Annotated in this window: 21 protein-coding genes and 2 pseudogenes; 15 read left to right on the top strand and 8 right to left on the bottom strand. The window is 66.3% G+C overall.

Annotated elements, in window-relative coordinates; translation table 11 throughout:
- Window positions 1-20 precede the first annotated feature (20 nt).
- Window positions 21-2,516: a LuxR C-terminal-related transcriptional regulator gene (locus tag ACTDXD_RS00115; protein WP_440125218.1), complete on the top strand. Its 2,496-nt coding sequence runs from the start codon at window positions 21-23 to the stop codon at window positions 2,514-2,516.
- A 3-nt stretch (window positions 2,517-2,519) separates the two neighbouring features.
- Here ACTDXD_RS00115 and ACTDXD_RS00110 read toward each other — a convergent pair whose 3' ends face one another.
- A complete protein-coding gene (locus tag ACTDXD_RS00110) occupies window positions 2,520-3,170 on the bottom strand; it encodes an amino acid-binding protein (RefSeq protein WP_440125217.1) in 651 nt (216 codons plus the stop codon).
- A gap of 344 nt (window positions 3,171-3,514) precedes the next feature.
- On the opposite strand from ACTDXD_RS00110, the gene gatC reads away from it, so the two are divergent.
- Window positions 3,515-3,814: an Asp-tRNA(Asn)/Glu-tRNA(Gln) amidotransferase subunit GatC gene (gene gatC, locus ACTDXD_RS00105; RefSeq protein ID WP_440125216.1), complete on the top strand. Its 300-nt coding sequence runs from the start codon at window positions 3,515-3,517 to the stop codon at window positions 3,812-3,814.
- Entirely contained in the window at window positions 3,811-5,286 is a 1,476-nt protein-coding gene (gene gatA, locus ACTDXD_RS00100; protein WP_440125215.1) for an Asp-tRNA(Asn)/Glu-tRNA(Gln) amidotransferase subunit GatA, read from the top strand. The genes gatC and gatA overlap by 4 nt, the downstream gene beginning before the upstream one ends.
- 41 nt (window positions 5,287-5,327) lie before the next feature.
- On the opposite strand, the gene ACTDXD_RS00095 is transcribed toward gatA, so the two are convergent.
- The gene (locus ACTDXD_RS00095) at window positions 5,328-6,719 is read right to left on the bottom strand and encodes an alpha/beta-hydrolase family protein (RefSeq protein ID WP_440125214.1); all 1,392 of its coding nucleotides are present in this window, start codon (window positions 6,717-6,719) and stop codon (window positions 5,328-5,330) included.
- Entirely contained in the window at window positions 6,719-7,333 is a 615-nt protein-coding gene (locus tag ACTDXD_RS00090; protein WP_440125213.1) for a hypothetical protein, read from the bottom strand. Before ACTDXD_RS00090 ends, ACTDXD_RS00095 begins: the two co-directional genes overlap by 1 nt.
- Before the next feature lie 152 nt (window positions 7,334-7,485).
- Here ACTDXD_RS00090 and ACTDXD_RS00085 point away from each other — a divergent pair, with 152 nt between their 5' ends.
- The 7 genes from ACTDXD_RS00085 to ACTDXD_RS00055 all read left to right on the top strand — a co-directional run bounded on the left by ACTDXD_RS00085 (window position 7,486) and on the right by ACTDXD_RS00055 (window position 17,134).
- Window positions 7,486-8,673: a sensor histidine kinase gene (locus tag ACTDXD_RS00085; protein WP_440127824.1), complete on the top strand. Its 1,188-nt coding sequence runs from the start codon at window positions 7,486-7,488 to the stop codon at window positions 8,671-8,673.
- 160 nt (window positions 8,674-8,833) lie between these two features.
- Window positions 8,834-9,976, top strand: a complete 1,143-nt coding sequence (locus ACTDXD_RS00080; RefSeq protein WP_440125212.1) for a carboxylate-amine ligase — start codon at window positions 8,834-8,836, stop codon at window positions 9,974-9,976.
- A gap of 87 nt (window positions 9,977-10,063) precedes the next feature.
- Window positions 10,064-12,409 carry an amidohydrolase gene (locus tag ACTDXD_RS00075; protein WP_440125211.1) on the top strand — a complete coding sequence of 782 codons (2,346 nt, stop codon included), beginning with the start codon at window positions 10,064-10,066 and terminating at the stop codon, window positions 12,407-12,409.
- 79 nt (window positions 12,410-12,488) lie between these two features.
- Window positions 12,489-13,184: a response regulator gene (locus ACTDXD_RS00070; protein WP_440125210.1), complete on the top strand. Its 696-nt coding sequence runs from the start codon at window positions 12,489-12,491 to the stop codon at window positions 13,182-13,184.
- Between the two features lie 133 nt (window positions 13,185-13,317).
- Window positions 13,318-14,349 (top strand): 6-phosphofructokinase, encoded by a 1,032-nt coding sequence (locus tag ACTDXD_RS00065; protein ID WP_440125209.1) that lies wholly within the window; start codon window positions 13,318-13,320, stop codon window positions 14,347-14,349.
- A gap of 27 nt (window positions 14,350-14,376) precedes the next feature.
- Window positions 14,377-15,888: an Asp-tRNA(Asn)/Glu-tRNA(Gln) amidotransferase subunit GatB gene (gatB, locus tag ACTDXD_RS00060; RefSeq protein WP_440125208.1), complete on the top strand. Its 1,512-nt coding sequence runs from the start codon at window positions 14,377-14,379 to the stop codon at window positions 15,886-15,888.
- 25 nt (window positions 15,889-15,913) lie between these two features.
- Complete coding sequence (locus ACTDXD_RS00055) at window positions 15,914-17,134, top strand: cation:proton antiporter (protein WP_440125207.1); 1,221 nt, start codon at window positions 15,914-15,916, stop codon at window positions 17,132-17,134.
- A 64-nt stretch (window positions 17,135-17,198) separates the two neighbouring features.
- On the opposite strand, the gene ACTDXD_RS00050 is transcribed toward ACTDXD_RS00055, so the two are convergent.
- The 3 genes from ACTDXD_RS00050 to ACTDXD_RS00040 all read right to left on the bottom strand — a co-directional run bounded on the left by ACTDXD_RS00050 (window position 17,199) and on the right by ACTDXD_RS00040 (window position 19,590).
- Window positions 17,199-17,528 carry a type II toxin-antitoxin system PemK/MazF family toxin gene (locus tag ACTDXD_RS00050; protein WP_440125206.1) on the bottom strand — a complete coding sequence of 110 codons (330 nt, stop codon included), beginning with the start codon at window positions 17,526-17,528 and terminating at the stop codon, window positions 17,199-17,201.
- Complete coding sequence (locus tag ACTDXD_RS00045; protein ID WP_440125205.1) at window positions 17,525-17,758, bottom strand: antitoxin MazE family protein; 234 nt, start codon at window positions 17,756-17,758, stop codon at window positions 17,525-17,527. Before ACTDXD_RS00045 ends, ACTDXD_RS00050 begins: the two co-directional genes overlap by 4 nt.
- Window positions 17,759-18,444: 686 nt before the next feature.
- Window positions 18,445-19,590, bottom strand: a complete 1,146-nt coding sequence (locus ACTDXD_RS00040; protein ID WP_440125204.1) for a PQQ-dependent sugar dehydrogenase — start codon at window positions 19,588-19,590, stop codon at window positions 18,445-18,447.
- 174 nt (window positions 19,591-19,764) lie between these two features.
- On the opposite strand from ACTDXD_RS00040, the gene ACTDXD_RS00035 reads away from it, so the two are divergent.
- The 3 genes and pseudogenes from ACTDXD_RS00035 to ACTDXD_RS00025 all read left to right on the top strand — a co-directional run bounded on the left by ACTDXD_RS00035 (window position 19,765) and on the right by ACTDXD_RS00025 (window position 21,775).
- Window positions 19,765-20,001, top strand: coding sequence for a helix-turn-helix domain-containing protein (locus ACTDXD_RS00035; protein ID WP_440125203.1), 237 nt, complete (start codon window positions 19,765-19,767; stop codon window positions 19,999-20,001).
- 12 nt (window positions 20,002-20,013) lie between these two features.
- Window positions 20,014-20,913 (top strand): annotated as a pseudogene (locus ACTDXD_RS00030) (RNA-guided endonuclease InsQ/TnpB family protein); the annotation flags it as partial.
- Between the two features lie 157 nt (window positions 20,914-21,070).
- The gene (locus tag ACTDXD_RS00025) at window positions 21,071-21,775 is read left to right on the top strand and encodes a DoxX family protein (RefSeq protein ID WP_440127823.1); all 705 of its coding nucleotides are present in this window, start codon (window positions 21,071-21,073) and stop codon (window positions 21,773-21,775) included.
- Window positions 21,776-21,842: 67 nt separating this feature from the next.
- On the opposite strand, the gene ilvD is transcribed toward ACTDXD_RS00025, so the two are convergent.
- On the bottom strand, window positions 21,843-23,684 hold the full coding sequence (gene ilvD, locus ACTDXD_RS00020) for a dihydroxy-acid dehydratase (protein WP_440125202.1): 1,842 nt from the start codon (window positions 23,682-23,684) through the stop codon (window positions 21,843-21,845).
- Between the two features lie 108 nt (window positions 23,685-23,792).
- The gene (locus ACTDXD_RS00015; RefSeq protein WP_440127822.1) at window positions 23,793-24,326 is read right to left on the bottom strand and encodes a PH domain-containing protein; all 534 of its coding nucleotides are present in this window, start codon (window positions 24,324-24,326) and stop codon (window positions 23,793-23,795) included.
- A 263-nt stretch (window positions 24,327-24,589) separates the two neighbouring features.
- Between ACTDXD_RS00015 and ACTDXD_RS00010 the strand changes: the two genes are divergently transcribed.
- Together ACTDXD_RS00010 and ACTDXD_RS00005 are read left to right on the top strand one after the other, a co-directional pair.
- The gene (locus ACTDXD_RS00010) at window positions 24,590-26,527 is read left to right on the top strand and encodes an acetolactate synthase large subunit (protein ID WP_440125201.1); all 1,938 of its coding nucleotides are present in this window, start codon (window positions 24,590-24,592) and stop codon (window positions 26,525-26,527) included.
- A pseudogene (locus ACTDXD_RS00005) lies at window positions 26,524-26,592 on the top strand (acetolactate synthase small subunit); the annotation flags it as partial. The gene ACTDXD_RS00010 and the pseudogene ACTDXD_RS00005, both read left to right, overlap by 4 nt.

Genomic DNA, 26,592 nt, shown 5'->3' with positions numbered 1-26,592 from the left:
ATCAGGAGGTTTTCGCATAGGTGCCTCACATACTGCCACTGTTTCGCAGCCGATTGTTCTCGCTGTTGTCGAGTTCGGCGACCTTGATCGTGATTCACGGCAACCGATTCGCCGGTAAGACCACATTGGTTCGAACATGGCTCATGGCGGATCCCGTTTCCGCTGCTGTTCCGGTCTTCGTGGAGGCGCCACCGACCGATGTGACGAAGGACGACTACTGGTCCGCCGTCCTACGCGCCGTGTGCGCGTACCTCGGTAGCGCCCCGCCGGACCACTGCGGTGACGGTTTCGAGGAGGTGCGTTCGTTTCTCGTCGCGCAGCACCGCCCAATTGTGCTGATTCTCGACGGAATCGGTGCGGTCGAGTCGGCGGAGGAACATGTCGGTGATCTGCTCGCCCGGTGCCCACGCTTGAGAGTCGTTGTCACAACACGAGTTGCGGGACAATGGTGTCGTTACGTCGACAGCGTTCCCGGCCGGTTGATGCTCACCTCGGATGCACTTGCCTTCACGGATGGGGAGGTCCGCGCTTTTCTGCGCGCATCCGCGGTGCCGCACGGTTCTCGCGTGGTTCGACGAATCGTGCGACGCACGGGAGGGGCACCGGCGCTCATCGCAGCCGTATGCGAGGTGTTGAAAGCGGACAGTGCGCAGGTGCCGGACGGCGAGGATCGTATCGATCACCTCGTAGACACGGCTGTCGACACTGCGATTCTGCGAGCCATTGCCGTCGACCCCGTAGTTGCGTCGAGGTTTCGTTCCGTTCTGATGTCGGCCGCCATCGCGACTCCGCTCGCTTTGTCCGCGGGAGTACTGCCTTCGGTGGTGGACCCCGTGGAATTCGTCGACGCACTCGAGTCTGCCGGAATGGTCGAATCGGAACCGGGAACCGACCTGTCGATGCGGACGTACCCCGACGCCGTTCGAGAATCGCTCTTACGCTCGGCCGAAGCCGAATGCTCCGACGAACTCCGGGACGCCCGGACCGCCCTGATCCGATTCTGGCTGGAGCACTCGAACGCACACAATGCCCTCGTGCACGCGGTGGAAAGCGGCAATTGGGAATGTGCGGTGACGATCGTAGAGGAACATTGGGCCACTCTGTACTCGGGTGGATTCCTTCTCACCCTCAGCGAGGCCCTGGTGAACAGGATTCCTGTCGGAGTCGCCGAGAGAAATCCGACGGTGGCAGCGATCCGGCGGCTGCATCGCCGGCTCACCGAACCCCGCGACATTCCTGTGTCGATCGGCGAACGTGAGCATCCCCCCGCCTTCTTGCCGGAGCCTGCCGCAACGCTCATGCGAGCGATCGATCTGCGCCTCGGAGGTCACTTCGCCGAGGCGGCCGCGGCATGTGAGGATTTTGCCGGCGAGCTTGTGCGGGCGTCCGACGACCCGGACGTCGCCAGGCGGAACGCCAGCGCCCTCGATCACCTGCACGTCGGGTTCACCTATCTGCTCGCGGGCCGCATCGATGACGCGCCGGTACTGTTCCGGCTCGCTCATCGTCTCGGAGGCGACACCTTCGTCGAGCGAACCGCAGCAGGTGTGCTCGCGCTGACCCACGCGCTGCGTGGTTCGATCACCGAGGCTCGACTCTGGATCGACGAGGAGCATCGGCACGGTCCGCTACCTGCCGACGAGGAGATGATCGTGAGGCCACCCGGCCTGGTCGCGTCGGCACTCGTCGCCCTGGACCGACTCGATCCGGATGGCGCGTTCGACATCCTCACGGAGCTGGGATCACCCGATGACAACGAGGAGTGCTGGGCATTCACTCTGTATGCGAACGGGCAGCATGCACTTCTCGCCGGACTGCCCGCCGACGGCCTGCAGTACATCGAGTCCGAGATTCAGCGTTTCTCCCGGCTGTACGGCGGGATGTCCGGCCACTTGCTCGATGCGGTCCGCGCTGACCTCAATCTGGCGATCGGTCGCCCGGACGAGGCTCGGCGGGTGGTGGCGCGATCAACCGACACGCTCACGGCAGCTGCGCGCGCACGGATCTGCCTGTTCACCGGCGATCCCGTAGGCGCAGAGGCCATCGGGCACCACTATCGCGACGACCCGAGTTGCCCACCGCGGGTGTCGATGGAGCTGGCCGTTGTCGGCGCAGCAGCAGCATGCTCGCTGGGCAGGCGAAACGATGCTCGCCGCTGCATGTTCCGCGCCGTCGCGCTGTCCCGACAGACCGGGATGCTGAGGCCGTTCACCGGCCTTGCTCCGTCGATGGTTCGGAACATCACAGATCTCGGTGTCGACCTCCCGGTCGATCTGGAACAGATCGCGCTCGACTTCGGCACTTTTCGCACGACACAGCCGATGGTGCGGCTGACCCCGCGGGAAGCGGCAGTTCTCGAAGCGCTGGTCGCGGGTGGCAACGCTGGAACGATCGCTGAGGCACAGTTCGTCAGCCTCAACACCGTCAAGACCCAGTTGCGGTCGCTCTACCGCAAACTGGGCGTGCATTCCCGTCGGGACGCGATCGCCGTTGCTCGCCGGTTGGTTCTCGACTGAAAATCAGCCGAGCACCGTGCCGATGATTCCCGCAAGGTAGCCCATCCTCGCAACCTCCGACGGCCGGAATTCGGGTCCACCCGGCCTTCCCAGCATGAGAACTCGATCCGATCTGCCAAGGGGCGCCGCCGCGAGCATCGTGTCCATGTCCCGCCACAATCGAGGCACCCACTCGGCTTCATGATCGAGGAGTGCCGGCTTCTCGAGAGGCATCCACGGTGTGTCGGCGGGCCGTGTTTCCGGAGCTCCGGGACTTCCGACGATGCGGTACGCGCCGTGCGCCCCGATTCCGAGGACGGTGGCCCAACTCACCCGCAGTACACGAGGCGCGCCATCCACGAGAACCTGCAGGCGATCGTCGCGTGCCGCCGAAACCTGATCGATGAGCTCGAGCTCGCGGTGGGTGTCGAGGATGCCCGCGTAGGGGCGGATCGAGTCGACAGTGACTCCGTCCAGAGCCTCCGCGGCAGTGATCAAAGTGTCGGGCAGCTTGCCCGGTTCTACGTCGACCACGAGGTCGTCGATGGCGAAGCCGGCACCACGATCGACCACGTCGAGTGACAGGATGTCTGCGCCGACCGACCCCAGAGCCAACGCGAGCGCGCCGAGGCTACCGGGACGGTCGGGAAGCTGGACACGTAGCAGGTACGACACGTGCGTCCTTTCCCACATTCTTCGCCGACGCGTGAACACGCCGGCCCAGGGGCGCAGGTCGCACAACCATCACAGCAGTCAGAACCCCCGGCGTCGTCCATCTTTTCACTCACGCAGCGCGCGTAGGAACGCTCGCCGGGGGAATCGTGACGTGGCGATGGAAAATGCCCGGTCATAGGTGGCGGCGTCACATGAACGCAACAAAGGTTTCCCCCATGCGCAATGCGGCGGGCCGATTCGGGTGGCGCCCGAACCGAGTACACGGCCGCCACGGTGGGGCATTACCCTGGACAGGACGTTCGAACGCCAGATGATCCATCACCACTGGAAAGGGGCCACCTACGGTGCCTGCCATTTCCCGTGACGAGGTTGCGCACCTCGCCCGGTTGTCCCGCCTTGCGCTGACCGATGCGGAACTCGACGAGTTCTCCGGCCAGCTCGATTCCATCCTCAGCCACGTCAAGGCGGTGTCCGAGGTGGCCGCGGACGACGTGGCGCCCATGGCGAATCCGAATGCTGTCACCAACGTGACCCGTCCAGACGTCGTGCTGCCCGGCCTCACTCCCGGGGAAGCCCTCTCCGGTGCGCCCGCTGTCGAAGAAGGACGCTTCGCTGTCCCGCAGATCCTGGGGGAGGGCGAATGAGCACCGATCTCACGAAGCTCGATGCAGTGACACTCGCAACCCGTATCCACGCCGGTGAGGTCTCTGCAGTGGAGGTCACACGGGCCCACCTCGACCGAATCGCCGAGGTCGACGGCGAGTACAACGCATTTCTGCACGTCGGTTCCGAGCAGGCGCTCGGTGCTGCGGCCGAGGTCGATCGTGCTGTGGCCGCAGGCGAGAAGCCGGCGTCGCCGCTGGCGGGCGTCCCGATCGCGCTCAAGGACGTCTTCACCACCACCGACATGCCCACCACGTGTGGCTCGAAGATCCTGGAGAACTGGGTCTCGCCCTACGACGCGACACTGACGACGAAGCTCCGTCAGGCCGGTATCCCGATTCTCGGCAAGACCAACATGGACGAGTTCGCGATGGGGTCGTCTACGGAGAACTCCGCGTACGGACCCACCCGCAACCCGTGGGACACCACCCGGATCCCCGGCGGATCGGGTGGCGGATCCGCGGCCGCTCTCGCGTCGTATCAGGCGCCGCTCGCCATCGGCACCGACACCGGCGGCTCGATCCGTCAGCCCGCGGCCGTCACTGCGACGGTCGGGACGAAACCCACGTACGGCACGGTGTCGCGCTTCGGTCTCGTCGCGTGCGCATCGTCACTCGATCAGGGTGGTCCGTGCGGACGCACCGTTCTCGACACTGCATTGCTGCACGAGGTGATCGCCGGACACGATCCCCGCGACAGCACCTCCGTCGACGCAGCGGTTCGTCCCGTGGTCGAGGCCGCCCGACAGGGCGCAGCAGGCGACCTGTCGGGCATGAAGATCGGCGTCGTCAAGGAACTGCATTCCGACAGCTACCAGCCCGGTGTGATTTCGTCGTTCGATGCTGCCGTGGAGACCCTCACGAAGCTCGGTGCCGAGGTCGTCGAGGTGTCGTGCCCGCACTTCGAGTACGCACTCGCGTCCTACTATCTGATCCTGCCTTCGGAGGTGTCATCCAACCTCGCTCGTTTCGACGCGATGCGATACGGCATGCGTGTCGACGATGGTTCGATGAGCGCCGAGCAGGTCATGGCCGCGACGCGTGCCGCCGGTTTCGGCAAGGAAGTCAAGCGTCGCATCATGATCGGGACCTACGCGCTCTCGTCCGGTTACTACGACGCCTACTACGGTCAGGCGCTGAAGGTGCGTTCGCTCATCGCGCAGGATTTCGACAAGGCCTACGAGCAGGTCGACGTCCTGGTCTCGCCCACGAGCCCGTTCACTCCGTGGAAGCTCGGCGAGAAGGTCGACGATCCGCTGGCGATGTACCTGTCCGACCTGTGCACCCTGCCGACCAACCTGGCGGGTCACTGCGCGATGTCGGTGCCGTCGGGCCTGTCGGCGGACGACGGACTGCCCGTCGGGCTGCAGATCATGGCTCCCGCGCTTGCCGATGAGCGGCTCTACCGTGTCGGAGCGGCATTCGAAGCTGCCCGCGGGCCGATCGTCGCCTGACTGTTTCCGATCGACCGACCGGCGGTGCCGTGGGCCTGTGCCTACGACACCGCCGGTTCGCATTGCGCCTGTTCGGTTCCGTACCGATGCCCGTGCCCCGGAGCCGAGTCGAGTGAGGTGAACAGGTCGACGGTGGTCTGCAAGAACCCCACCACAGGCAACCACGGGGGCATCGGAGCGTCTTGCTCCGCACGAGAGAGATCCGGCGGTGACCACAGCAGAGAAGGTTGCCACCGCACAACCGGATCCGATGTGTTCGCCAGCACCGTCGCTCCGTCGGTTCGCACCGAGCCGGCCGGAGGCCCCGCCCACAGGGCCTCACACGGTCCCGGATTCCTTTCATCGAACACAGCACTGCCACCGATCGCCCCGAGGCTCTGCCCGTACACATGCAGGTCGGGTCGCCGGTCGGGTGGCATCGTGGCGATATGCCCGCGTACGGCCGCGACGAGTGCCCGAGCCGACCGGGAAGCTGCGTCGCGGTCGAAGACGAACGTGACCCAGCTCGGTGTGTCCGAATATTGTTGCGCGACGAGAGCGACGTCGTCGCCCCATCGGTCTTCGAATCCCTGCACGGCATTCGCGTCGACCCACCCGGACCCCGTAGGAATCGCAACGACGAGGTGATCCCGCTCGAATCCTCCGGCGCGTTCGAGTTCGCGGACCGCAAGCGCCGCGCGTGACTGATCGTCCGCGGCTGCCGCCAACCCGATGTAGACCCGCACGGGCGATCCCGAGGGCTCGATCGAGACGAAACGCCGGCCGTGCGTGCCGAGGCTGTTCCAGTTCACCAGCGAGAGTGGCGAGCCGGACATCCCGGGATCTAGCGCGACCGCTGGCGCCGATGCCGACGCCGTATCCGGCGATGGAGAGGCAATCGAGGTGATTCCCGACCCCAGCAGGATCGCGGCCACCGCCAGTGCCGCAACCGAGCGGGCGCGACCCGCCATCCGGGTCAGCGCACGGATGCCCGCCGCGCCTCCCACGAGAACGGTTGCCGTGACGACAGTTCCAGCGAGTACCTCGGGCCAGTAACGGAATCCGATCGGCGGCACATCCATCGCGGCGCGAAGTGCGTTCTGCCAGTGATGTGCCCATGTCACACTCACTGCAACCATTGCGGCCCCGACCGCTACCGCAAGACCGCGTGCCTCGGCCTCGTGCGGCCCGGACAGTGCTCGAAGCCGATGCGGCACTGCGCGTCGGAACAGTGCGGTCAGTGCCAGGCAGAATGCGACGAGAACTCCTGAGAGAATCCCCTGGGTCAGAGAGGCTCGCGGTAGCAGCGAGGGTACGAGCGAAACCACAACCGCCACCGTCGTGGCCGCAGTGGACCCGAGACAAGGGCCGAAAAAACTGTGCGGGAGTGGAATCCGCGGACTCTTCTCGCGGGTTCCTGGCGTCGGTGCTGGGGCGGCCAGGTCGATCGTCATCAGTTCGATCTCCTCAGGAAAGCGCTGCCCGCGAGGACCGCAGCGCCGGACACAGCGAGGTAGGCGATGGGTGATTCGGATTCGGGAAGCCGGTAGCCCTGGCGCCACGAGTTGATCTGCACCGCTGCGGATGCGATTCCCGCCATCACGTCGCATCCCGGTTCCACGCCGGTCTCGGTCGTGCACGCGGCATTGAGGTTCCGTTGCAGGTGCGTATCGAGGTCACGCCGTGCCTGTGGTCCGAGTTCGCCACCGATGTCCCGTGCGTACCTGAGCAGGTCGTACCCGAGATCGTGCATACGGCAAGCGGGCTCGAACGCCGAGGGCAGAGCCACAGGTGACGAGCAGTCACCGTCCGGATCGGTGAGTACTCCCTCGGTCGTGTCGCCCGGTTCGATCGACGGGTGGTATCCCATGACCTCGGCGAAGCCGTCCGGGAACGCAGCGAGCGCACCGACGGTATCGTCTGCGACGAGTGCGGTGACGGTAGCCGCAACTGCCGGATCCGCCGTCGTAGCGGTACTCGCGGGGGATGCGGCACCGACGCAGAGGGCGGCCCCGGCACCGAGGAGTACGGTGGCCGCCGTGCGGCGTGTCGCGGTTCGGTTGATCATGATTCAGACGGTATGAACGACTTCCACCGCGCAGGATCACGCGCGGGAGTGGTTCCGGGAAGCCATCCTCATACCGCAGGGTTGCTGCGAACTCACTCTCAGGTATGAGGACAGGCGAGACACGGACTCCTAGCGTGGAGGTCGTGAAAACGATGATGCGTACCGGAGCGACCTCCGCAGTGAAGACCACTGCGAAACTGGGACGCGGCCGCTGGCCGACAGTCATCGCAGTCGTCGTCACGCTGATCCTGTATTCGGTTGCGTGGCCGACACTGCAACTCACGCACGATACGACGCCGCCGCTGATGCCGCTCGTCGCCGGTTTTGCAGTGTTCCCATTCGTGTTCGTGTTCAGCCGACCGGCGTTGGGCTGGGCGGTCACCGCACTCGCCGCATTGGTGATCCCGCTGGCGTTCGAGAGGGTCGGGAACTACACCTACCCGTGGCAGGTAGTGCACATCATCGTGCTCCTCGCGCTCGTCCTCGCCGTGTCAATTCTGGAAGAGATCCGCGTCGTGCTTGTGGTGTGGATCGCGACGGTGCTGCTGTTCTTCCTGTACATGCCGGGGGACGACGGATGGGGCTGGATGGTGGGGCTCACCGCCCTCGTCGTGTTCGGTCTACTGGTGCGCTGGTTGGTGATCTCGAGGCGGCAATTGGCCCACGAGGAGGAGGTCAGCGAACTCGAGCGTGCCCGCCGTGCGGTACTCGAGGAGAAAGCGCGCATCGCTCGGGACCTTCACGACATCGTTGCCCATCACATGTCGATGGTCGTCGTGCAGGCGCAGAGCGCCCCCTACCGGCTGACCGATGTCACCGACGAGGTTCGAGCCGAATTCGATTCCCTCGGCGCGACCGCCCGCGAAGCACTCAACGAGGTGCGCAGCCTTCTCGGTGTACTGCGCAGCGACGGCTACACCCCGGAGAACGAACCACAACCCGGCGTCGAGCGAATCGGTGAACTACTTGCCGCATCGCAACGTGCCGGTGTTCTACTGAACACCGAGATCACCGGTGATCCGGTGGGCGTCAGCGACGGGGTGGGTCTGGCGGTCTACCGGATCCTGCAGGAATCGCTCACGAACAGTGCCCGGCACGCGCCCGGTGCGGCGGTCGACGTCCGCATCGAATTCGGTCTCGGCACAGTCGAAATGGACGTGAGCAACGGCCGGGGAGCCGAGGGTGCGCGCACGATGGTGCCGTCGGATCGGGGCGGCGGCAGCGGCATCAGGGGAATGGGCGAGCGCGCGGCAGCTGTCGGTGGGCGGCTCGTCGCGCATCCGCGACCCGACGGCGGATTCGAGGTACACGCGGTGCTGCCGGCGGTCGCCGCCGTCTGACCCCGATCGATGGTCGGACCTGCTAGCGGTCGCAGCATTCGGCATCCGCGCGGCAGCAACACGAGGTGTAGCGCACTTCCGAGTTGGGTATCTGCTCCACGTGTGCAACGTTGTCGAGTTCCGGCGGCGGCGTGTGCAACCGTTGGGAGTGGGAGGCGCGATGTCCACCACGGACGAGCTGTGCACGGTCGGGGTCGAGGAGGAGTTCCTGCTCGTCGACGCCGACACCGGGGTACCGACGGTCAACAGTGCCGTCGTGGTCGCGGAAGCCGCGAAACACGGACTGGAGTTGCAGTACGAACTCGATCGTTGCCAAGTCGAAACGACCTCGGCGGTCTGCTCCGACGCAGACCGGCTCCGCGTCGACCTGGCCACCACGCGATCGATCGCTGCCGGTGCTGCTCGCAGGCACGGCTCGCGGTTGCTTGCCGTCGGAGTCCCGGTCCTGGGCTGGCGGGAACTGCAGGTCACGGCGAAACCCCGGTACCTGCGGATGGAACGCGAGTTCGGGCTCATCGCGCGCGAGCAGGGCATCTGTGGATGCCATGTCCATGTCGGTGTGCCCGACCGGGAGACCGCGATCCAGGTGGGTAATCACCTGCGTCCGTGGCTTCCCACTCTGCTTGCATTGTCGGCGAACTCGCCGATCCATCGCGATGTGGACACCGGATACGCGAGCTGGCGAACACTCCTCTGGTCCCGATGGCCCAGTGCCGGACCGCCCCCGTACTTCGAGTCGGTCGAGGACTTCGACCGACTCGTCGAGGCCATGCAGGACACGGGCAGCATCCTCGACGACGGCATGGTCTATTGGGACGTACGTCCCTCGGCGACGTTCCCGACGGTGGAGGTGCGCGTATGCGACGTCCCCGCCACCGTCGCCGAATCGGTGCTGCTCGCGAGCCTCATCCGGGGTCTTGTACTCACTGCGCTGCGTGATCTGGACCGTGGCCACACAGCACTCCGGGTGGTACCCGAACTTCTGCGGGCTGCGTACTGGCGGGCCGCACACGACGGTCTCGATGGCGACGGGATCGCCTTGCCGGAGTCTGTGCGTCAACCCATGGCTCACCGGCTCGAATCATTGGTGCAGCATGTGCGCCCGGCGCTCGAGGACCTCGGATCCGACCGACTGGTACTCGACGGGATCCGGTCGGTGGTGCGCACCGGCAACGGGGCGATGCGTCAGCGCGCAGTCCTCGCTGCGGGCGGTGACGCCCAGGACGTCGTCACCGAGATCGCCGCCTCGACCGTGTCCGGATGCCGGACAGGGCAGCACCCAGGCGATGCAGGCCCGCGGTGAAGCCGACACGATCCGGTCCGAGTACGTGACCGGCACCGTCCCATCATCTCGTTCCCGCCGACCCCGTCGGCGGTTTACGCTCAGTGGGTGCCGGGTCACAGCCCTCGGAAGGTTCGGGTCGAGGAGGAGTTCCACCTCGTCGATCTGAAAACCCGGCGCCTGACTGCCCGCGCGCCGGAGCTGTTGACGCGGTTGCCCGCCGAGACCTATGTCGGTGAGCTGCAGCGATGCATGGTCGAGGTGAACAGCGGCGGCTATACCGACCTTGCCGAACTGCGCTCCGATATGGATCGACACCGGAAGCTGCTCGCTGCCGCAGGCAGGGCGCTCGGTGTAGGTGTGGTGGCCGCGGGAGCAGTACCCCTTGCGTTGCCCACCGAAATGCAGGTGGCAGGCTCGCCTCGCTATCAACGCATGCTCGCCAACTATCAACAGCTCGCGCGGGACCAATTGGTCTGCGGTATGCAGGTGCACGTCGACCTCGAGGATCGGGACTACGCCGTGCGGGTCGCAGCGCGCATCGCGCCGGACCTGCCGGTGTTACTGGCTCTCAGTGCGAGTTCGCCGTTCAGCGCTGACGGTGCGGACAGCGGCTACGCAAGTGTCCGGTCGCTGCTGTGGCTGCGCTGGCCTTGCAATGGCCCGGCAGCACCTGTCTCATCGTCAGCCGAGTACGACTCGTTGGTCGACGGTCTGGTATCGAGCGGAGTGATCGGCGATCCCGGGATGGCCTACTTCGACGTGCGCCCGTCGGCAAAGCTGCCGACCCTGGAACTGCGCGTGTGTGACAGCTGTCCGCAACTCGACACCGTGCTCCTCGTCGCTGCTCTTTTCCGTGCACTCGTCGAACGAGAAGTGACGGCTCTGCGTGCCGGCGCCGAGGACGTTCACATCGCGCCGACGTTGACCCGCGCTGCTCTGTGGCGGGCCGCCAGGTCGGGGCTCGAAGCCGAGCTGGTCGACGTGACGGTCCTCGAACCTCGCCCGGCTGCGGACATCGTCGATCACCTCGTACGCTCGCTGCGTCCCCAACTCGAGGACTCGGGTGATTGGGCTCTCGTTTCGGAACTCGGCGCACACGCGATTGCGCTAGGCAGCTCAGCGGCGAGGCAGCGCAGTGCACTGGACCGTCGAGGACGCCTGCCCGATGTGGTCGACCTGCTGCTCGCAGAGACCGCCGGCCACGAAACGCGTCTACCGGAGGCCGAGAACACGATTCGGCCGGGCGGACAGCGCCGCACCGGGCCGCAGCGCCGGATTCGCCACGGGCTGCCGCAATATCCGATCGGCCAGAGTTCGATCGACGAGCAGCAGCTGATGGCCTGGCGCCGAGATCTTCATGCGAATCCGGAATTGTCCTTCGAAGAGCATCGCACCACCGACCTTGTGCGGCGTCATCTGCTCGGCCTCGGGCTGGCACCGGTAATGCTGACCGGTGGTACCGGTCTGTGGTGCGACGTCGGCCCGCCGACCGACGAGGTTGTGGCGTTGCGTGCGGACCTCGACGCACTTCCGGTCGCCGAGACCACCGGCCTGCCCTACGCCTCCACGACCCCCGGGGTTTCCCACGCCTGCGGTCACGATGCACACACCACGATGCTCATGGGGGCGGCAACGGTCCTCGCGGCAACTCCACCACCGCGCCGGGTGCGACTGATCTTCCAACCCGGCGAGGAGACCAGCCCGGGCGGCTCCCTCAAAGTTATCGAGGCCGGCGCCCTGGAGGGGGTGTCGAAGATCTTCGCTCTGCACTGCGATCCTCAGCTCGAAGTGGGTTCACTTGCCACCCGCACGGGGCCGATCACGTCCTCGAGTGCATCGGTGACCGTGCGCCTGTGGTCGGCGGGCGGCCACACCGCGCGACCGCACCTGACCGGCGATCTGATCCACGCAACAGCAGTATTGGTCACCGGTTTGGCCTCGGTGCTGGACCGGCGCATCGATGCCCGTACCGCGACCGTGCTGACCTGGGGGAAGGTGGAGGCAGGGAAGGTCGGCAACTCGGTTCCGGAGGCGGGCGAACTGGTGGGCACTCTGCGTAGCGCCTCCCGCGAGGCATGGGCCACCCTCGAGCCTCTGGTGGAGCGTACGATCGGGGAACTACTCGCCCCGTACGACGTGCGTTACGAACTGTCCTACCTGCAAGGTGTTCCGCCCGTAGTCAATGATCCGGATTGTTCGGCGGAGCTGCGGGACGCCATTGCATCGGTCGTAGGCCTCCAGAACCTCGCCGAAGCCCAACAGTCCAGTGGCGGCGAAGATTTCGCGTGGTACCTCGAGGAGGTACCGGGAGCGCTCGGACGCCTCGGCGTGTGGGACGGCACGAACACGCGACATGAGCTGCACCAGCCGGATTTCGATCTCGACGAGCGCGCACTCATGCACGGCGTTCGCACCTTCGTTGCGCTCGCCCGCGGGAACGGGCATGTGTGAGCGTCGGTCGGCTCCCGCTCCTCACATTCGCTGGGGCCGGGGAGGACGTCGATCGCGCCTGCGGTATTAGGCTGTGGCCGTGACCGAGCCGACCACCCTCACCCCCGGGTCCACGCCCACCACTGTGTTCATCGCCGACGACCAGGCCATGGTGCGGCAGGGTTTCGGCGCATTGCTTGCGGCGCAGCATGACATCAGCGTCGTCGGCGATGCGCCCGACGGGCGCACCGCGGTGTCCGAAGTGGCGAGGTTGCGCCCCGACGTCGTGCTGATGGACGTGCGGATGCCCGAAATGAACGGTCTCGACGCGGCACGTCGGATCCTCGCCGACACACGCGAACCGAAGACTCGCGTGCTCATGCTCACGACCTTCGACCTCGACGAGTACGTGTACGAGGCACTCGGAATGGGTGCGAGCGGGTTCATGCTCAAGGATGCGCCGGCCGACGAACTCGTCCGCGCCGTCCGCGTGGTGGCAGAAGGGCAGGCGCTGCTCGCTCCGACGGTCACCCGCAGGCTGATCGCCGACGTCACCAGCCGACGTACGCCCGCACGCGGTCGCGCCCGTGCGCTCGATGTCCTGACGCCGCGCGAGCTCGAGGTTCTCGAACTGATCGCACAGGGACTGTCGAATCAGGAGATCGCCGCGAAACTCTTCGTCGCCGAGCAGACGGTGAAAACCCATGTGGGGAAGGTGCTGGGCAAGCTGCACCTCCGCGACAGGGCACAGGCCGTGGTACTCGCGTACGAATCCGGTGTTGTCACCCCCGGTTGAGAATTCCCGCGCGGTCGTCAGCTTCCCGGCAGCGCGCGAAGACCGGTGTCGTGCTCGATCGGCATGCCGCCTGCGCCTGATGCGGGCAGGATGGCGATACGGCACGAAGGCACACACCATCGGAAGGTTGCGGATGACGCGGATCGGCATTCTCACCAGCGGCGGCGACTGTCCCGGACTCAATGCGGTGATCCGCGGGGCGGTCCTCAAGGGAACCGAGGTACACGCCCAGGAGTTCGTCGGCTTCCTCGACGGCTGGCGGGGACTCGTCGACGGTGATGCGATCCCCTTGGACCGCAGCCGGGTCCGGGGCCTTGCCCAGCAGGGTGGCACCATCTTGGGTACGAGCAGATTCGGCCCGTATCAGGGACCGAACGGGGGAGCGCAGAACATTCAGGCCACACTCGACCGGCTCGGTATCGACGCGGTCGTCGCCATCGGTGGCGAGGGCACCGCGTCCGCATCGAAACGTCTGTTCGAGGAAGGCATCCGGATCGTGGGGGTCCCCAAGACGATCGACAACGATCTCAGCCGCACCGACTACACATTCGGCTTCGACACGGCAGTCGAGATCGCCACCGTCGCGATCGACAGACTTCGGACCACCGGGAACTCCCACAAGCGCTGCATGGTGCTCGAGGTGATGGGGCGGCACGCCGGCTGGATCGCATTGCACTCGGGCACGGCAGGAGGAGCACATGCCATCCTCATTCCCGAACACCCCGAAAGTCTCGAGCAGATCTGCGAATGGGTCACCAGTGTGCGCGACCGAGGTCGCGCACCGATGGTCGTCGTCGCGGAAGGCTTCACCCTGCCCGAAATGGCGCAGGCCCATTCCACCAAGGGACTCGACGGATTCGACCGGCCCCGCCTCGGTGGCATCGCCGAGGTACTCGCACCGCTCATCGAAGAACACACCGGGATCGAGACGCGTGCGACGGTGCTCGGGCACATCCAGCGCGGTGGCGTCCCGACCGCGTTCGATCGCGTTCTCGCCACGCGGCTCGGGATGGCCGTCACCGACCTGGTGGCAGACGAAGAATGGGGACATATGGTCGCCCTGCACGGAACGGACATCGCCCGAGTCGGATTCGAGGAGGCGCTCGCCGATCCCAAGTACGTCCCGGACGAGCGCTACCAGGAGATGCGGGTCATCTTCGGCTGACACCGGTGGCCGTCTAAAATCGTGAGCATGACTGCCTCCGTGTCTGCTGACCTGCTCGCCTACGACGACGTGCTCGCGAAGTTCGAGCCCGTGATGGGCATGGAGGTGCACGTCGAGCTGCACACCGCCACCAAGATGTTCTGCCCGTGCCCGACCGCGTTCGGTGCCGAGCCGAATACGCAGGTATGCCCGGTCTGTCTCGGCCTTCCAGGTGCCCTGCCGGTGGTCAACCAGCAGGCGGTCGAATCCGCAATCCGAATCGGCCTCGCACTGAACTGCTCGATCACCCCGTGGGGGCGGTTCGCGCGGAAGAACTACTTCTACCCGGACCAGCCGAAGAACTACCAGATCTCGCAGTACGACGAACCGATCGCCACCGACGGTCACCTCGACGTGGTTCTCGACGACGGCACCACCTGGCGAGTCGACATCGAGCGTGCCCACATGGAAGAGGACACCGGCAAGTCGCTGCACGTCGGCGGCGCGACCGGACGTATCCACGGCGCCAGCCATTCGCTGCTCGACTACAACCGCGCCGGTGTTCCCCTCGTCGAGATCGTCACCAAGCCGATCACCGGCGCCGGGGAACGTGCCCCCGAGGTCGCCCGAGCGTACGTCACCGCGCTGCGCGACCTCCTCAAGGCGCTCGACGTCTCCGACGTGCGCATGGATCAGGGTTCGATGCGCTGCGACGCCAACATCTCGCTCATGCCGATCGGCGCGAAGGAGTTCGGCACCCGCACCGAGACGAAGAACGTCAACTCGCTCAAGTCCGTCGAGGTCGCTGTCCGCTACGAGATGCGTCGCCAGGCCGCCGTGTTGACCAGTGGCGGCGAGGTCATTCAAGAGACCCGACACTTCCAGGAGTCCGACGGCACGACGTCTCCCGGTCGCCGTAAGGAAACCGCCGAAGACTACCGGTACTTCCCGGAACCCGACCTCGAGCCGGTCGCGCCGGACGCCACATGGATCGAGGAGCTGCGCGCGACCCTGCCCGAACTGCCGTGGCTGCGCCGCGCGCGCATCCAGGCCGACTGGGGTGTCTCCGACGAGGAGATGCGTGATCTCGTCAACGCGGGCGCGCTCGAACTGGTCATCGCGACCACCGAGGCCGGAGCGCCCGCGTCCGAAGCACGGTCGTGGTGGGTTGCCTACCTCGCTCAGCAGGCGAACACCCGCGGCGTCGAACTCGTCGAGCTGCCCATCACCCCGGCGCAACTCGCACACGTCATCGCGCTGGTCGCCGAGGGCAAGCTGACGAACAAGCTCGCGCGCAAGGTCGTCGACTACGTTCTCGAAGGTGAAGGCGAGCCCGCACAGATCCTCGAGGCTCACCCCGAGCTCGTCGTCGTGCGTGACGACAGCAAGCTTCAGGCCGCCGTCGACGAGGCGCTCGCCGCGAACCCTGACATCGCCGACAAGATCCGCTCGGGCAAGGTTGCGGCCGCAGGCAAGATCGTGGGTGACGTCATGAAGGCGACCCGCGGGCAGGCCGATCCCGCCCGCGTCAAGGAACTCGTGATCGCCGCGTGCAGCTGATCAGCTGTCGCTAATGTAGCGATGCATGGACGCTGCCGTCGCCACCTCGCTCCTCTGGATCACGGTGGCGGCGGTCCTCGCGCCGCTCGTGGCCGGCGTGATTCCGCGGCGACTCGTACCCGAGGTGGTGCTGCTGCTCGTCGCCGGTGTGGTGATCGGTCCGTATGCGCTCGGGACAGCTACGGTCGACAGCGAGATCGAGATGTTGCGCGAACTCGGGCTGGGACTGCTGTTCCTGCTCGCGGGGTACGAGATCGACCCGAAGGAACTCACAGGGCGAGGTGGACGCCGCGCGCTCGTCACCTGGATGGTGTGTTTCGGGCTCGCTGTCGGCGCGGTGGCTGTGCTGGCGACGCTGGATGTCGTACACGCCGGGGTCGCTGTGGCGATCGCGCTCACGTCGACGGCGCTCGGCACCCTGCTGCCGATCCTCGCCGACCGCGGTCTTGTCGCGACGCCGCTCGGTCGCTCGGTGCTCAACCACGGCGCGGTCGGCGAACTACTGCCGGTGATCGCCATGGCAGTGCTGCTGGGGACGCGCGGAGCCGTCGGATCCCTGATCGTGCTGGGGCTGTTCGCCGTCGTCGCAATGGTTGTCGCGTTGGTGCCGCGGTGGGCCCTGCGGGAAGGGTCGCGGTTCCTGCGGTTCGTCCGCAGCACGTCGGACACCACTGCGCAGACGCCGGTGCGGCTGGTGATGCTGTTGCTGGTCGGCCTGATCGCGGTGGCGGCGGTATTCGATCTCGATGTGATCCTCGGGGCGTTCGCGGCCGGTTTCGTTCTGCGACGGGCCGTTCCGGGAGGCGATGAGCAGCTCGAGTCGAAACTGGACGGACTCGCGTACGGGTTCATGATCCCGATCTTCTTCGTCACGTCGGGAATGGCGATCGATGTGCACGCCGTCGTGGATGCGCCCGGCGTCCTGATCGCGTTCCTCGTGCTCCTGGTGCTCGTGCGCGGGGTGCCGGTGTTCGTCGCGTCGCGATTCGATCGGGGTGAGAACGGAACTCGGTTCGACACGTCCGAGCAGCTGCAAATCGCGTTGTACTCCACGACCGGCCTGCCGCTCATCGTCGCGGTCACGGGCGTCGCGGTGTCGGCGGGGCACATGTCCACTGCCAGCGCATCGATCCTGGTCGCGGCAGGTGCGATCACGGTGCTGGTCATGCCGACGCTGGCCGGTCTGCTGCCGAGTAGGAATCGGGCAGATTCGACGAAGGTGCAGCGAAGCGAGTCGGAACGATGATTTGCCCATCGTCAACAGAGCCTGGTCTGCCGCAGAGTACGAGAGTTGCTGGACGCGGCGCCGGTCAGTCCGCGAGACCGAGGAATACGATCAAGGCACGGTCGAGGCGGACCAAGTCGTCGTCAGGGAGACGGCCGAGACGGTCGCGCAGGTTTGCACGCGGCATCGTGGTGACCTTGTCGACCATGATGTGACTCGGCTGGTCGACGCCGGTCACAGGAGTCGCGTCGACGGTGATACGAAGGAGTGGCGCGTCGACGGGGTGGGTGGTCATCGGGCAGATTGTGACGGATGCGGTGGCGTCGAAGCGGTCGTCCTGGATGATCACGATCGGTCGGGGTTTGCCGGTGTAGGCACCGCGGGCTGCTGCAACGTAGATGTCCCCGCGTCTCACTCCGTCGGCTCCGCGGACGCTGGTTCGTCGCCCCAGTCGTCGGAGATCGCGTCGACGAATGCCTGGTCGTCGGTCTCATGCTCGCCGACGGCGACGGCGGCCGACTGACGGTGCGCTTCGGCGGCAAATTCTGCTGCGCGCACGTCGGGCACCCAGATCTGCACCGGGCGTAGTCCCTGGGCCCGCAGTCGCCGGCGGTGTTCGGCCACTCGATCGCGTGTGCTCGCCATGACCAGATGTTACATGTAACGGCCGGTGGGGGCGAGTCGGATATCAGCCCCGGTCGAGTCGTTCGATCAGGCAAGCGACTGCAGACCCAAGCGACTGCAGACCGATGAGCAGCGAGACGGCAGCGTCGTATTCGCTGGGCTTTCGGATCGCGACTATTGGAGTGGCGCGCTCATCCAACGTCGAGCGTGATCGCCCACCGTGCAGTGCGGTGAGGATTGCTCACAGGCGCGTACGCGGATCACTCCCTAGGTGGCTGCCGTCATCGTTGTGGTTCGTCCGGGCGTTGGGAGGATTTCGCGGGTCTGCCGGTCCTTGTACTGCGGGTCGTCGGTGACTGGTAGTCGGGAGGTCGCTTCCATCACCACTCACCCGATGCCGAGGTCGATCGGGTGAGTGGTGAGCTCGGGGGTATCGCGCCGTCGACGGGCGGCCACGCGCCCGGATCTCGCGGGCTCGGAGAGCGTCGTGGTAGGCATCAACTCCCGGTGAGGCGTTCGTCGAGCAGAACGCCCACTGATGACACGCATCGACCAGGTGCTTGACTCAACTGCCATCGAGTGAGGATCGCACGCGTGATCGGTAGCTGGTGGTGCGCGATCGACCTCGTAGGTTGGTGATCGGGTCGCTTCGCGAGAGGACGGGCGGGTCGTCGAGGTGTGCCGTAGCCTGCCTGGCCACCTCCCCGTCAGTCGAAACCTCCACCACCGGCCGGGAACTGGATGCGGACGACGCGGTCGTCGTTGGGTCCGGGCTCGTCGCCCGACTTGTTGACGGTCGAAACCCACAGCAGGCCATCGGGTCCGGCGGACGCACCGCGTAGCATGCCGTAGCGATCTTCGAGCGTCACGGTCGGCGCGGCCGTCACAGCACCCGTTCCGGGATCGATCGGCAGTACTGCCACGGCCTTCCCTCTCGTGAGTGACACGGCGAGACCTTCGGGGGACGCGGCACATCCTGCGACTCCGGGCTTCTCCGGCCAGGTCCACGCGGGCCCGGCTGCTACCGCGCCGTCCATGCTCACCCGCTGCAACCGGTCCTCGAGCACGGTGCGGTCGGTGATCCACAGGTTGCCGCTCGGGTCCCGGCACACGTCTCCCGCTTCCCCCAGCCCCGACAGTGTCACCGTCGGGGCTGCCGACGCGCCGGGTGTGGGCAGTGGAAGCGACAGCAGCTTGCCGGACAGCGACGAAGCATTGTCTGCTGCGGCCGGATCTCCCGCATTGCCGGTGAGTACCGCGAGTTCGGTCGGCGAGACGAATTCGAGCGCACCTGCGTTCCCGGTGGTGCCGCGCGGGATTCCGGTCAGGATGTCCTTGGGTACATCGCCTGCCGCGATCCGCACCACCCGATTGTCGGATGGCGTGGTGATGTAGGCGTAGAGCAGGCGGTCCTCGTTGAAAGTGGGCGACAGAACGACGTCGTGCAGCCCGCCGTCTCCCGAGCCGTCGACGGGCACGGTCGCCACTTCGACGGGTTCCTCACCGACGGTGACCCGCAGAATACGGCCCGTGCGACGTTCGGTCACGAGCGCGGAATTGCCGTCGGGGAGGGCGATCAGACCGCCGGTGGTATCGAGGCAGGTCGCGATCACTGCGGGATCGGGATCGACACACGGTCCAGGAGGGACCGGCGGTGTGCTCGGTGTGGTGGTCGTGCTCGGCGATTGCTCCGGCGCTACGCCCCCCGCGTCGAACGACGGCGCGGATGTGAACGGGGTGGTGGCTGCGTCGTCGAATCGTGCGCATGACGGAACGAGAAGCACCCCGATCGCCAGGGCCACCGCACTCGTACGCATCTTCCACGAACCTGCCGACCGCGCGCCCCTCGTCATGCAGCAGACGTTACCGGGACGACGCGCGGCGGCGCGTATGCCGGGTGGGAGGGGCACCGGGGACCTACGCTGGAGAGGTGACCCGCAATCCTTCGGCGCAAGTCCTGTCGTTCGCGGCCGGGACAGCCGATCTGTCTTTCTGGTGGTGTCGGTGGGTGCCTGTACGTTACGAACATGCAGCTCAGATACCGGTACCGGGTCTATCCGACGCCTGGCCAGCGGGACATGCTGGCCCGGTCGTTCGGGTGTGCACGGGTGGTGTTCAACGATGCGCTGCGCGCGCGGCAGGACGCGTGTGCGTCCGGGGTGAGCCTCTCGGACACCGACGTGCAGAAACAGGTGGTTACCGCAGCGAAGAAGACCCCGCAGCGGGCATGGCTTGCCGAGGTGGCGTCGGTTGCGTTGGTGTAGGCCTGCCAGGACGCGCGTCGCGCCTACCGGAACTGGTTCGACTCGATATCCGGCACACGCAAGGGCCGCAAGGTCGGTCCGCCTCGTTTCCGGTCCCGCAAGGACAACAGGAAGGCAATCCGGCTGACCCGCAACGGGTTCTCGCTGCGTTCGAACGGGAAGCTGTATGTGGCGAAGGTCGGCGAGCTGAAGGTCGCGTGGTCGCGGGACCTGCCGTCGGAGCCGTCGAGCGTGTCGATCATCAAGGACGCTGCGGGACGGTACTTCGCGTCGTTCGTGGTGGAGACGTCCGATGTACTACTGCCGGAGTGCGATGCGGAGGTGGGGATCGATTTGGGTTTGACGACGTTCGCCGTGCTCTCGGACGGGAAGGTCATCGAGTCCCCGAAATTCTTCCGCCGCGCCGAACGCAAGCTCCGCAAGGCGCAACAGAGCTTGTCGCGCAAACAGAAGGGCAGCAGGAATCGGGCCAAGGCCCGCCTCGAGGTCGCCAAAGCTCACGCGAAGGTGGCCGATGCCCGCGCCGAGTGGGCGCACAAGCAGTCCACGATGATCATCCGCGAGAACCAAGCGGTGTTCGTCGAGGATTTGTGTGTCGCGGGGTTGGCGCGGACTCGGTTGGCGAAGTCAGTGCACGATGCGGGGTGGGGCTTGTTCACCCGCTTGTTGGAGGAGAAGGCCGCTCGGTTCGGGCGGGTGTTTGTGAAGGTGGACCGATTTTATCCGTCGAGTCAGCTCTGCTCCGCGTGCGGGGTGCGCGACGGTCCGAAGCCGCTCTCTGTTCGCCGGTGGCAGTGCGCGGCGTGCGGGGTGGTGCACGACCGCGATCTGAATGCTGCCAAGAATGTCCACGCCGCGGGACGTGCGGAGTGGTTAAACGCTTGTGGAGGGGCGGTAAGTCCTTCCGTCTGATGGGAGGCGAGTCCCTGTGAATCAGGAACCCACCGGAGCGGCGCGTAGCGCTGCAGGAGGAATCCCGGATGTTCACGGCCGGGAGGACGTCAACGACAAGGAGACCGGCCGCACGCCGGACACAGGCTCGAGTCCCTTCGATGAACCGACGCTGCAGATGCGTCGGGAGCGTCCGTCGATGCTCGAATCCGAGGACGATCTCGGGTTCGACAATTCTGCGCTCACCCCTGGATTCGACAGTTCTGCATACGACAGTTCTGTGTACGGGGGCGCGGCGTACGCCGCACCCACCGAGCAGATCTATCGGCCCGATCAATCGGGAACTGCGCCCGCGGAGACCGCACCGGTCGTCGAAGCGCGTCGCGGAACCCTCGACCTGGGGCTTCTCGTCCTGCGGCTCGCGGTCGGCGGAATCCTCATCGTCCACGGGCTGCAGAAGCTGGTGGGACTGTGGGGAGGTCCCGGCTTGGACGGGTACGAGGAGTTGCTCCGAGAGGCGGGCTACCAGCAACCGGGCATCCTTGCGATCGTCGGTGCGGCCGGTGAGCTCGCGGCCGGAGCATTCCTCGTTCTCGGTCTGCTCACGCCGCTCGCCGCGGCGGCGATCGTGGCAATCATGATCAACGCAGTGTTGTTCAAACACGAGCTCGAACCCGGTGTCCAGTTCTTCGCGAGCGAACAGTCGGGGTTCGAATTCGAGGTGCTACTCGCGGCAGCCGCGGTGTCGCTCACACTCACCGGCCCGGGCCGGATCGCCGTGGACGGCCCGCGTAAGTGGGCGACCCGGCCGTTCGTCGGGTCGTTCGTCGCGCTGCTTCTCGGTGTCGCGGCGGGCGTGTGTCTGTGGATCTTCGGTCGCTGACACCGGCCGGACGAGACAGGCCGCCGCAATCGGATGATCGCGGCGGCCTGTTCTTCTGCGGAGTGGCCTACGGCACCTGTCGGACGGCGCCCTTGTCTGCGGACGTGGCCAGCGCCGCGTAGGCGCGAAGTGCCTTGGATACCGTGCGCTCGCGATTCACGGGCTGCCACGGACGCTCGGAGGCCTCCATCTTCGCGCGCCGCTCGGCGAGCACATCGTCGTCGACGAGCACCTCGAGGGCTCGGGTCGCCACATCGATGCGGATCCGGTCGCCGTTCTCGATCAGGCCGATGACACCGCCCGACGCTGCCTCGGGGGAGACGTGACCGATCGACAGTCCCGACGTACCGCCGGAGAAGCGTCCGTCGGTGATCAGAGCGCACACCTTGCCGAGCCCGACACCCTTGAGGAACGACGTGGGGTGCAGCATCTCCTGCATGCCCGGGCCGCCGGCCGGTCCCTCGTAGCGCACGACGACGACGTCGCCGGGCTTGATCTTCTTACCCAGAATCACCGAAACCGCTTCTTCCTGGGATTCGACGACGAAGGCGGGACCCTCGAAGTGGAAGAGGTCTTCGTCGATGCCCGCGGTCTTGAGGATCGCGCCGTCCGGGGCGATGTTGCCGCGCAGCACGACGAGTCCGCCCTCGACGGTGTAGGCGTGTTCGATGTCGTGAATGCAACCGCCGACGGCGTCGGTGTCGAGCGACGACCAGCGGTTGTCGGTCGAGAACGGTTCGGTGGTGCGCACTCCGCCGGGGGCGGCGTGGAAGAGTTCGAGTGCTTCATCCGTCGCCTTGCCGGAGCGGATGTCCCAGTCGTCGAGCCACTGATCGAAGCTCTCGGTGTGGACGGTGTGCACGTCGGTCTCGAGCAGTCCGCCGCGGCGGAGTTCGCCGAGGATCGCGGGGATTCCGCCGGCCCGGTGCACATCCTCCATGTGATAATCGGAGTTCGGCGACACCTTCGCCAGGCACGGCACCTTGCGGCTGATCGCATCGATCGTGGAGAGATCGAAGTCGACCTCACCTTCCTGCGCTGCGGCGAGGGTGTGCAGCACCGTATTGGTCGAACCGCCCATGGCGACGTCGAGGGCCATCGCGTTGCGGAACGCAGCGGGCGTAGCGACGTTGCGGGGCAGGACCGATTCGTCCTCGTCGCGGTAGTAGCGCAGCGCCGCCTCGACGACGGTGGTGCCCGCGCGCTCGAACAGTGCGCGGCGCGCCTCGTGGGTCGCGAGAGTCGATCCGTTGCCCGGCAATGCGAGACCGAGTGCCTCGGTAAGGCAGTTCATCGAGTTCGCGGTGAACATCCCCGAGCACGAACCGCACGTCGGGCACGCACTGCGCTCGACCTCGTCGAGACCGGCATCGTCGACAGCCTCACTCGCGGACGCGGAGATCGCGGTGATCAGGTCGGTGGGTGCCTGCGCCACACCGTTCACGACAACGGCCTTGCCTGCCTCCATCGGCCCGCCGGAGACGAACACCGTCGGGATGTTCAGGCGCATGGCCGCGTTGAGCATTCCGGGTGTGATCTTGTCGCAGTTCGAGATACACACGAGTGCGTCGGCGGTGTGTGCGTTGACCATGTATTCGACGGAGTCGGCGATGATCTCGCGGCTCGGAAGCGAGTACAGCATTCCGCCGTGGCCCATGGCGATGCCGTCGTCGACGGCGATCGTGTGGAACTCGCGCGCGACGCCGCCCGCTGCCCGTATGGCGTCGGCGACGATCTCGCCGACGTCCTTGAGGTGGACGTGGCCGGGAACGAACTGGGTGTACGAGTTCGCGATGGCGACGATCGGCTTGCCGAAATCGGAATCGGTCAGGCCGGTGGCGCGCCACAGGGAGCGCGCGCCGGCTGCATTACGTCCGACGGTGGTGGTGCGTGACCTCAACGGGGGCATGGGCTGACTTCCTTGACGGGGCTTGTGGTGCGGCGCATTGACCTGGTGCGCCCCGATTGCCGGGCTGTGACGGGGCCGGGGCGCGACGAATTCGAATCTACTCTCGTGCTATTTGCTACCCGGATCCGACTCGGGCTCGGCCGGTGTATCGGATATCACGTCGTCGTCCTCCGGTTCCTTGCCCGCTTCTTCCTTGTCCGCTTCGGCGAGCTGAGCCGCCCGGGCCGCCGCGTACGGGTCGGTGATCCGTCCGCCGCTGGCCTCGGCGAGTTGAGGCAGGCGCCCGAAAGTGACCACGGGAAGCGCTACCTCGGTGTCGTCGGTGAGGGTCGCACGCGCCCAGCCGCGTTTGGGGAATCGGATGCCTTTCAGCGAATCCCAGCCGATTTTCGTCGTCGAGAACGTCGCGCGCGCGACGATGCCGTCGGGGCCGATGACGGTGCGTACCCGCAGTACCCATGCGACGACGAGGAGTGGGATCACCAGCATCCACGAGAAGGCGGCGGGCCACGCCATTGCAGGGGACAGCACCGCGAGGAACAGGAGACCGCACGCGAGGAATGAAAGCCGCGAGATCTGGATGACCTGCGTCGTCGGTTCGGTCGTGGGCTCGGGAGTGTGGGAGGATGGGCTCGGTGGCACGGGCTGCTGTGGAGATGACACCTCACCATCTTCTCACCGCAGCCATGGCATCTCACATTCTGGGACAGTGACCGAACCAAGTTGACTGTTCTACTCCACGCGCCTACCGTCGACCGCGTGAATCAGAATGGGTTGCTCGTAATCGGCCGGCGCGTCGTCGCCTGAGCCGCTTATAGCAACTCGCCCACGACGCGCCACCCTCGTACAGCACCATGCTGACGAGGGTTTTTTGTTGCCCGGAGCCAGAATCAGAGGAATTCGTAGTGAGCGCACCAACCGCACGTCCTCAACCCTCGCCGCGGAAGCCGGGGTCTGCAAGCCCGACTTCCGCAGCGGCCGCGACGCAGCCCGCCGGCCGACGCTCGGTAGCCCCCGAGCGGGTCACCGGCGCCCAGGCCGTAGTCCGGGCTCTCGAAGAGCTCGAGGTCGACACGGTATTCGGTATTCCCGGCGGTGCGATCCTTCCCGTCTACGACCCGCTCTTCGACTCGAAGGGCGTGCGCCATGTGCTCGTCCGTCACGAGCAGGGTGCAGGCCACGCCGCGACCGGATACGCGCAGGCAACCGGCAAGGTCGGTGTGTGTATGGCGACGTCCGGCCCGGGCGCGACCAACCTGGTCACCCCGCTCGCCGACGCCCAGATGGACTCGGTCCCGGTCGTTGCGATCACCGGCCAGGTCGGGCGTCCGCTGATCGGTACCGATGCGTTCCAAGAGGCCGACATCTCGGGCATCACGATGCCCATCACCAAGCACAACTTCCTCGTCACCGAAGGCACCGACATCCCCCGCATCCTCGCGGAGGCGTTCTACCTGGCGTCCTCGGGCCGACCGGGCGCGGTGCTCGTCGATATCCCGAAGGACATCCTGCAGGCGCAGACCACGTTCAGCTGGCCGCCGGAGATGCACCTGCCCGGTTACCGCCCCGTCACCAAGCCGCACGGCAAACAGGTCCGCGAGGCCGCGCGCCTGATCGCCGATTCCAAGAACCCCGTCCTGTACGTCGGCGGCGGCGTGATCAAGGCCGACGCCTCCGCGGAGCTGCTCGAGCTCGCTGAGCTGACCCGGATCCCCGTGGTCACCACACTCATGGCGCGTGGTGCATTCCCCGACAGTCACGAATTGCACTGCGGCATGCCCGGCATGCACGGCAACGTCGCAGCCGTGGCGGCGCTCCAGAAGAGCGACCTGCTCATCACTCTCGGTGCCCGGTTCGACGACCGCGTCACCGGTCAGCTCGACACGTTCGCTCCCGACGCAAAGGTCATCCACGCCGACATCGATCCGGCGGAAATCGGCAAGAACCGGCACGCCGACGTGCCGATCGTCGGCGACTGCAAGGAAGTCATCGTCGAGCTGCTCGAAGCGGTCCGTGCCGACCTCGCGACAGGCACGAGGCTCGAATACGAGCAGTGGTGGGCCTACCTCGACGACCTCCGCAGCACCTACCCGCTGTCCTACGACCGGCACACCGACGGCACTCTGTCGCCGCAGTACGTGATCCAGGCCGTCGGCAAGCTCGCCGGACCCGACGCGATCTACTGCGCCGGCGTCGGTCAGCATCAGATGTGGGCTGCGCAGTTCGTCGACTACGAGAAGCCGCGTACCTGGCTGAACTCCGGTGGCCTCGGCACGATGGGCTACGCGGTGCCCGCTGCGATGGGCGCCAAGATGGGCAAGCCGGAAGCCGAGGTCTGGGCGATCGACGGCGACGGCTGCTTCCAGATGACCAACCAGGAGCTCGCAACCTGCGCGGTCGAAGGTGTGCCGATCAAGGTCGCGTTGATCAACAACGGCAACCTCGGAATGGTGCGTCAGTGGCAGACGCTGTTCTACGAGAAGCGGTATTCGAACACCGATCTGTCCACGCACAGCCTGCGTATCCCCGATTTCGTGAAGCTGGCCGAGGCTCTCGGCTGCGTCGGCATCCGTGTCGAGCGCGAGGAGGACGTCGAGGACGCGATCCGTCAGGCCCAGGCCATCGACGATCGTCCCGTCGTCATCGACTTCATCGTCGGCAAGGACGCCCAGGTGTGGCCGATGGTGGCTGCGGGCACCAGCAACGACGAGATCATGGCCGCCCGCGACATCCGTCCGTTGTTCGACGACGACTCCGCCGACGACCCCACTGTGATCCACGAGACCATCGAGCGCGACCGCGCGCGCAGCGAGCAGGCTGCCGCCGAGGAGGAAACCAAGTGAGCACGAGCCACACCCTCAGTGTTCTCGTCGAGGACAAGCCGGGCGTGCTGGCCCGAGTCGCATCA

The organism is Rhodococcus sp. SJ-3, from assembly GCF_051918125.1.
Lineage (GTDB): Bacteria > Actinomycetota > Actinomycetes > Mycobacteriales > Mycobacteriaceae > Rhodococcus.
Note: the sequence above shows the minus strand (reverse complement) of the source record. Positions and strands in the feature narration are given on the sequence as shown.

Excerpts from the sequence above, each read along its gene's own strand:
- gatA (WP_440125215.1), top strand. The coding sequence starts at position 3,811 with ATGAGCACCGATCTCACGAAGCTCGATGCAGTGACACTCGCAACCCGT.
- ACTDXD_RS00095 (WP_440125214.1), bottom strand. The coding sequence starts at position 6,719 with ATGACGATCGACCTGGCCGCCCCAGCACCGACGCCAGGAACCCGCGAG.
- ACTDXD_RS00090 (WP_440125213.1), bottom strand. The coding sequence starts at position 7,333 with ATGATCAACCGAACCGCGACACGCCGCACGGCGGCCACCGTACTCCTC.
- ACTDXD_RS00085 (WP_440127824.1), top strand. The coding sequence starts at position 7,486 with ATGATGCGTACCGGAGCGACCTCCGCAGTGAAGACCACTGCGAAACTG.
- ACTDXD_RS00080 (WP_440125212.1), top strand. The coding sequence starts at position 8,834 with ATGTCCACCACGGACGAGCTGTGCACGGTCGGGGTCGAGGAGGAGTTC.
- ACTDXD_RS00065 (WP_440125209.1), top strand. The coding sequence starts at position 13,318 with ATGACGCGGATCGGCATTCTCACCAGCGGCGGCGACTGTCCCGGACTC.
- gatB (WP_440125208.1), top strand. The coding sequence starts at position 14,377 with ATGACTGCCTCCGTGTCTGCTGACCTGCTCGCCTACGACGACGTGCTC.
- ACTDXD_RS00055 (WP_440125207.1), top strand. The coding sequence starts at position 15,914 with ATGGACGCTGCCGTCGCCACCTCGCTCCTCTGGATCACGGTGGCGGCG.
- ACTDXD_RS00045 (WP_440125205.1), bottom strand. The coding sequence starts at position 17,758 with ATGGCGAGCACACGCGATCGAGTGGCCGAACACCGCCGGCGACTGCGG.
- ACTDXD_RS00040 (WP_440125204.1), bottom strand. The coding sequence starts at position 19,590 with ATGACGAGGGGCGCGCGGTCGGCAGGTTCGTGGAAGATGCGTACGAGT.
- ACTDXD_RS00035 (WP_440125203.1), top strand. The coding sequence starts at position 19,765 with ATGCAGCTCAGATACCGGTACCGGGTCTATCCGACGCCTGGCCAGCGG.
- ACTDXD_RS00025 (WP_440127823.1), top strand. The coding sequence starts at position 21,071 with ATGCGTCGGGAGCGTCCGTCGATGCTCGAATCCGAGGACGATCTCGGG.
- ilvD (WP_440125202.1), bottom strand. The coding sequence starts at position 23,684 with ATGCCCCCGTTGAGGTCACGCACCACCACCGTCGGACGTAATGCAGCC.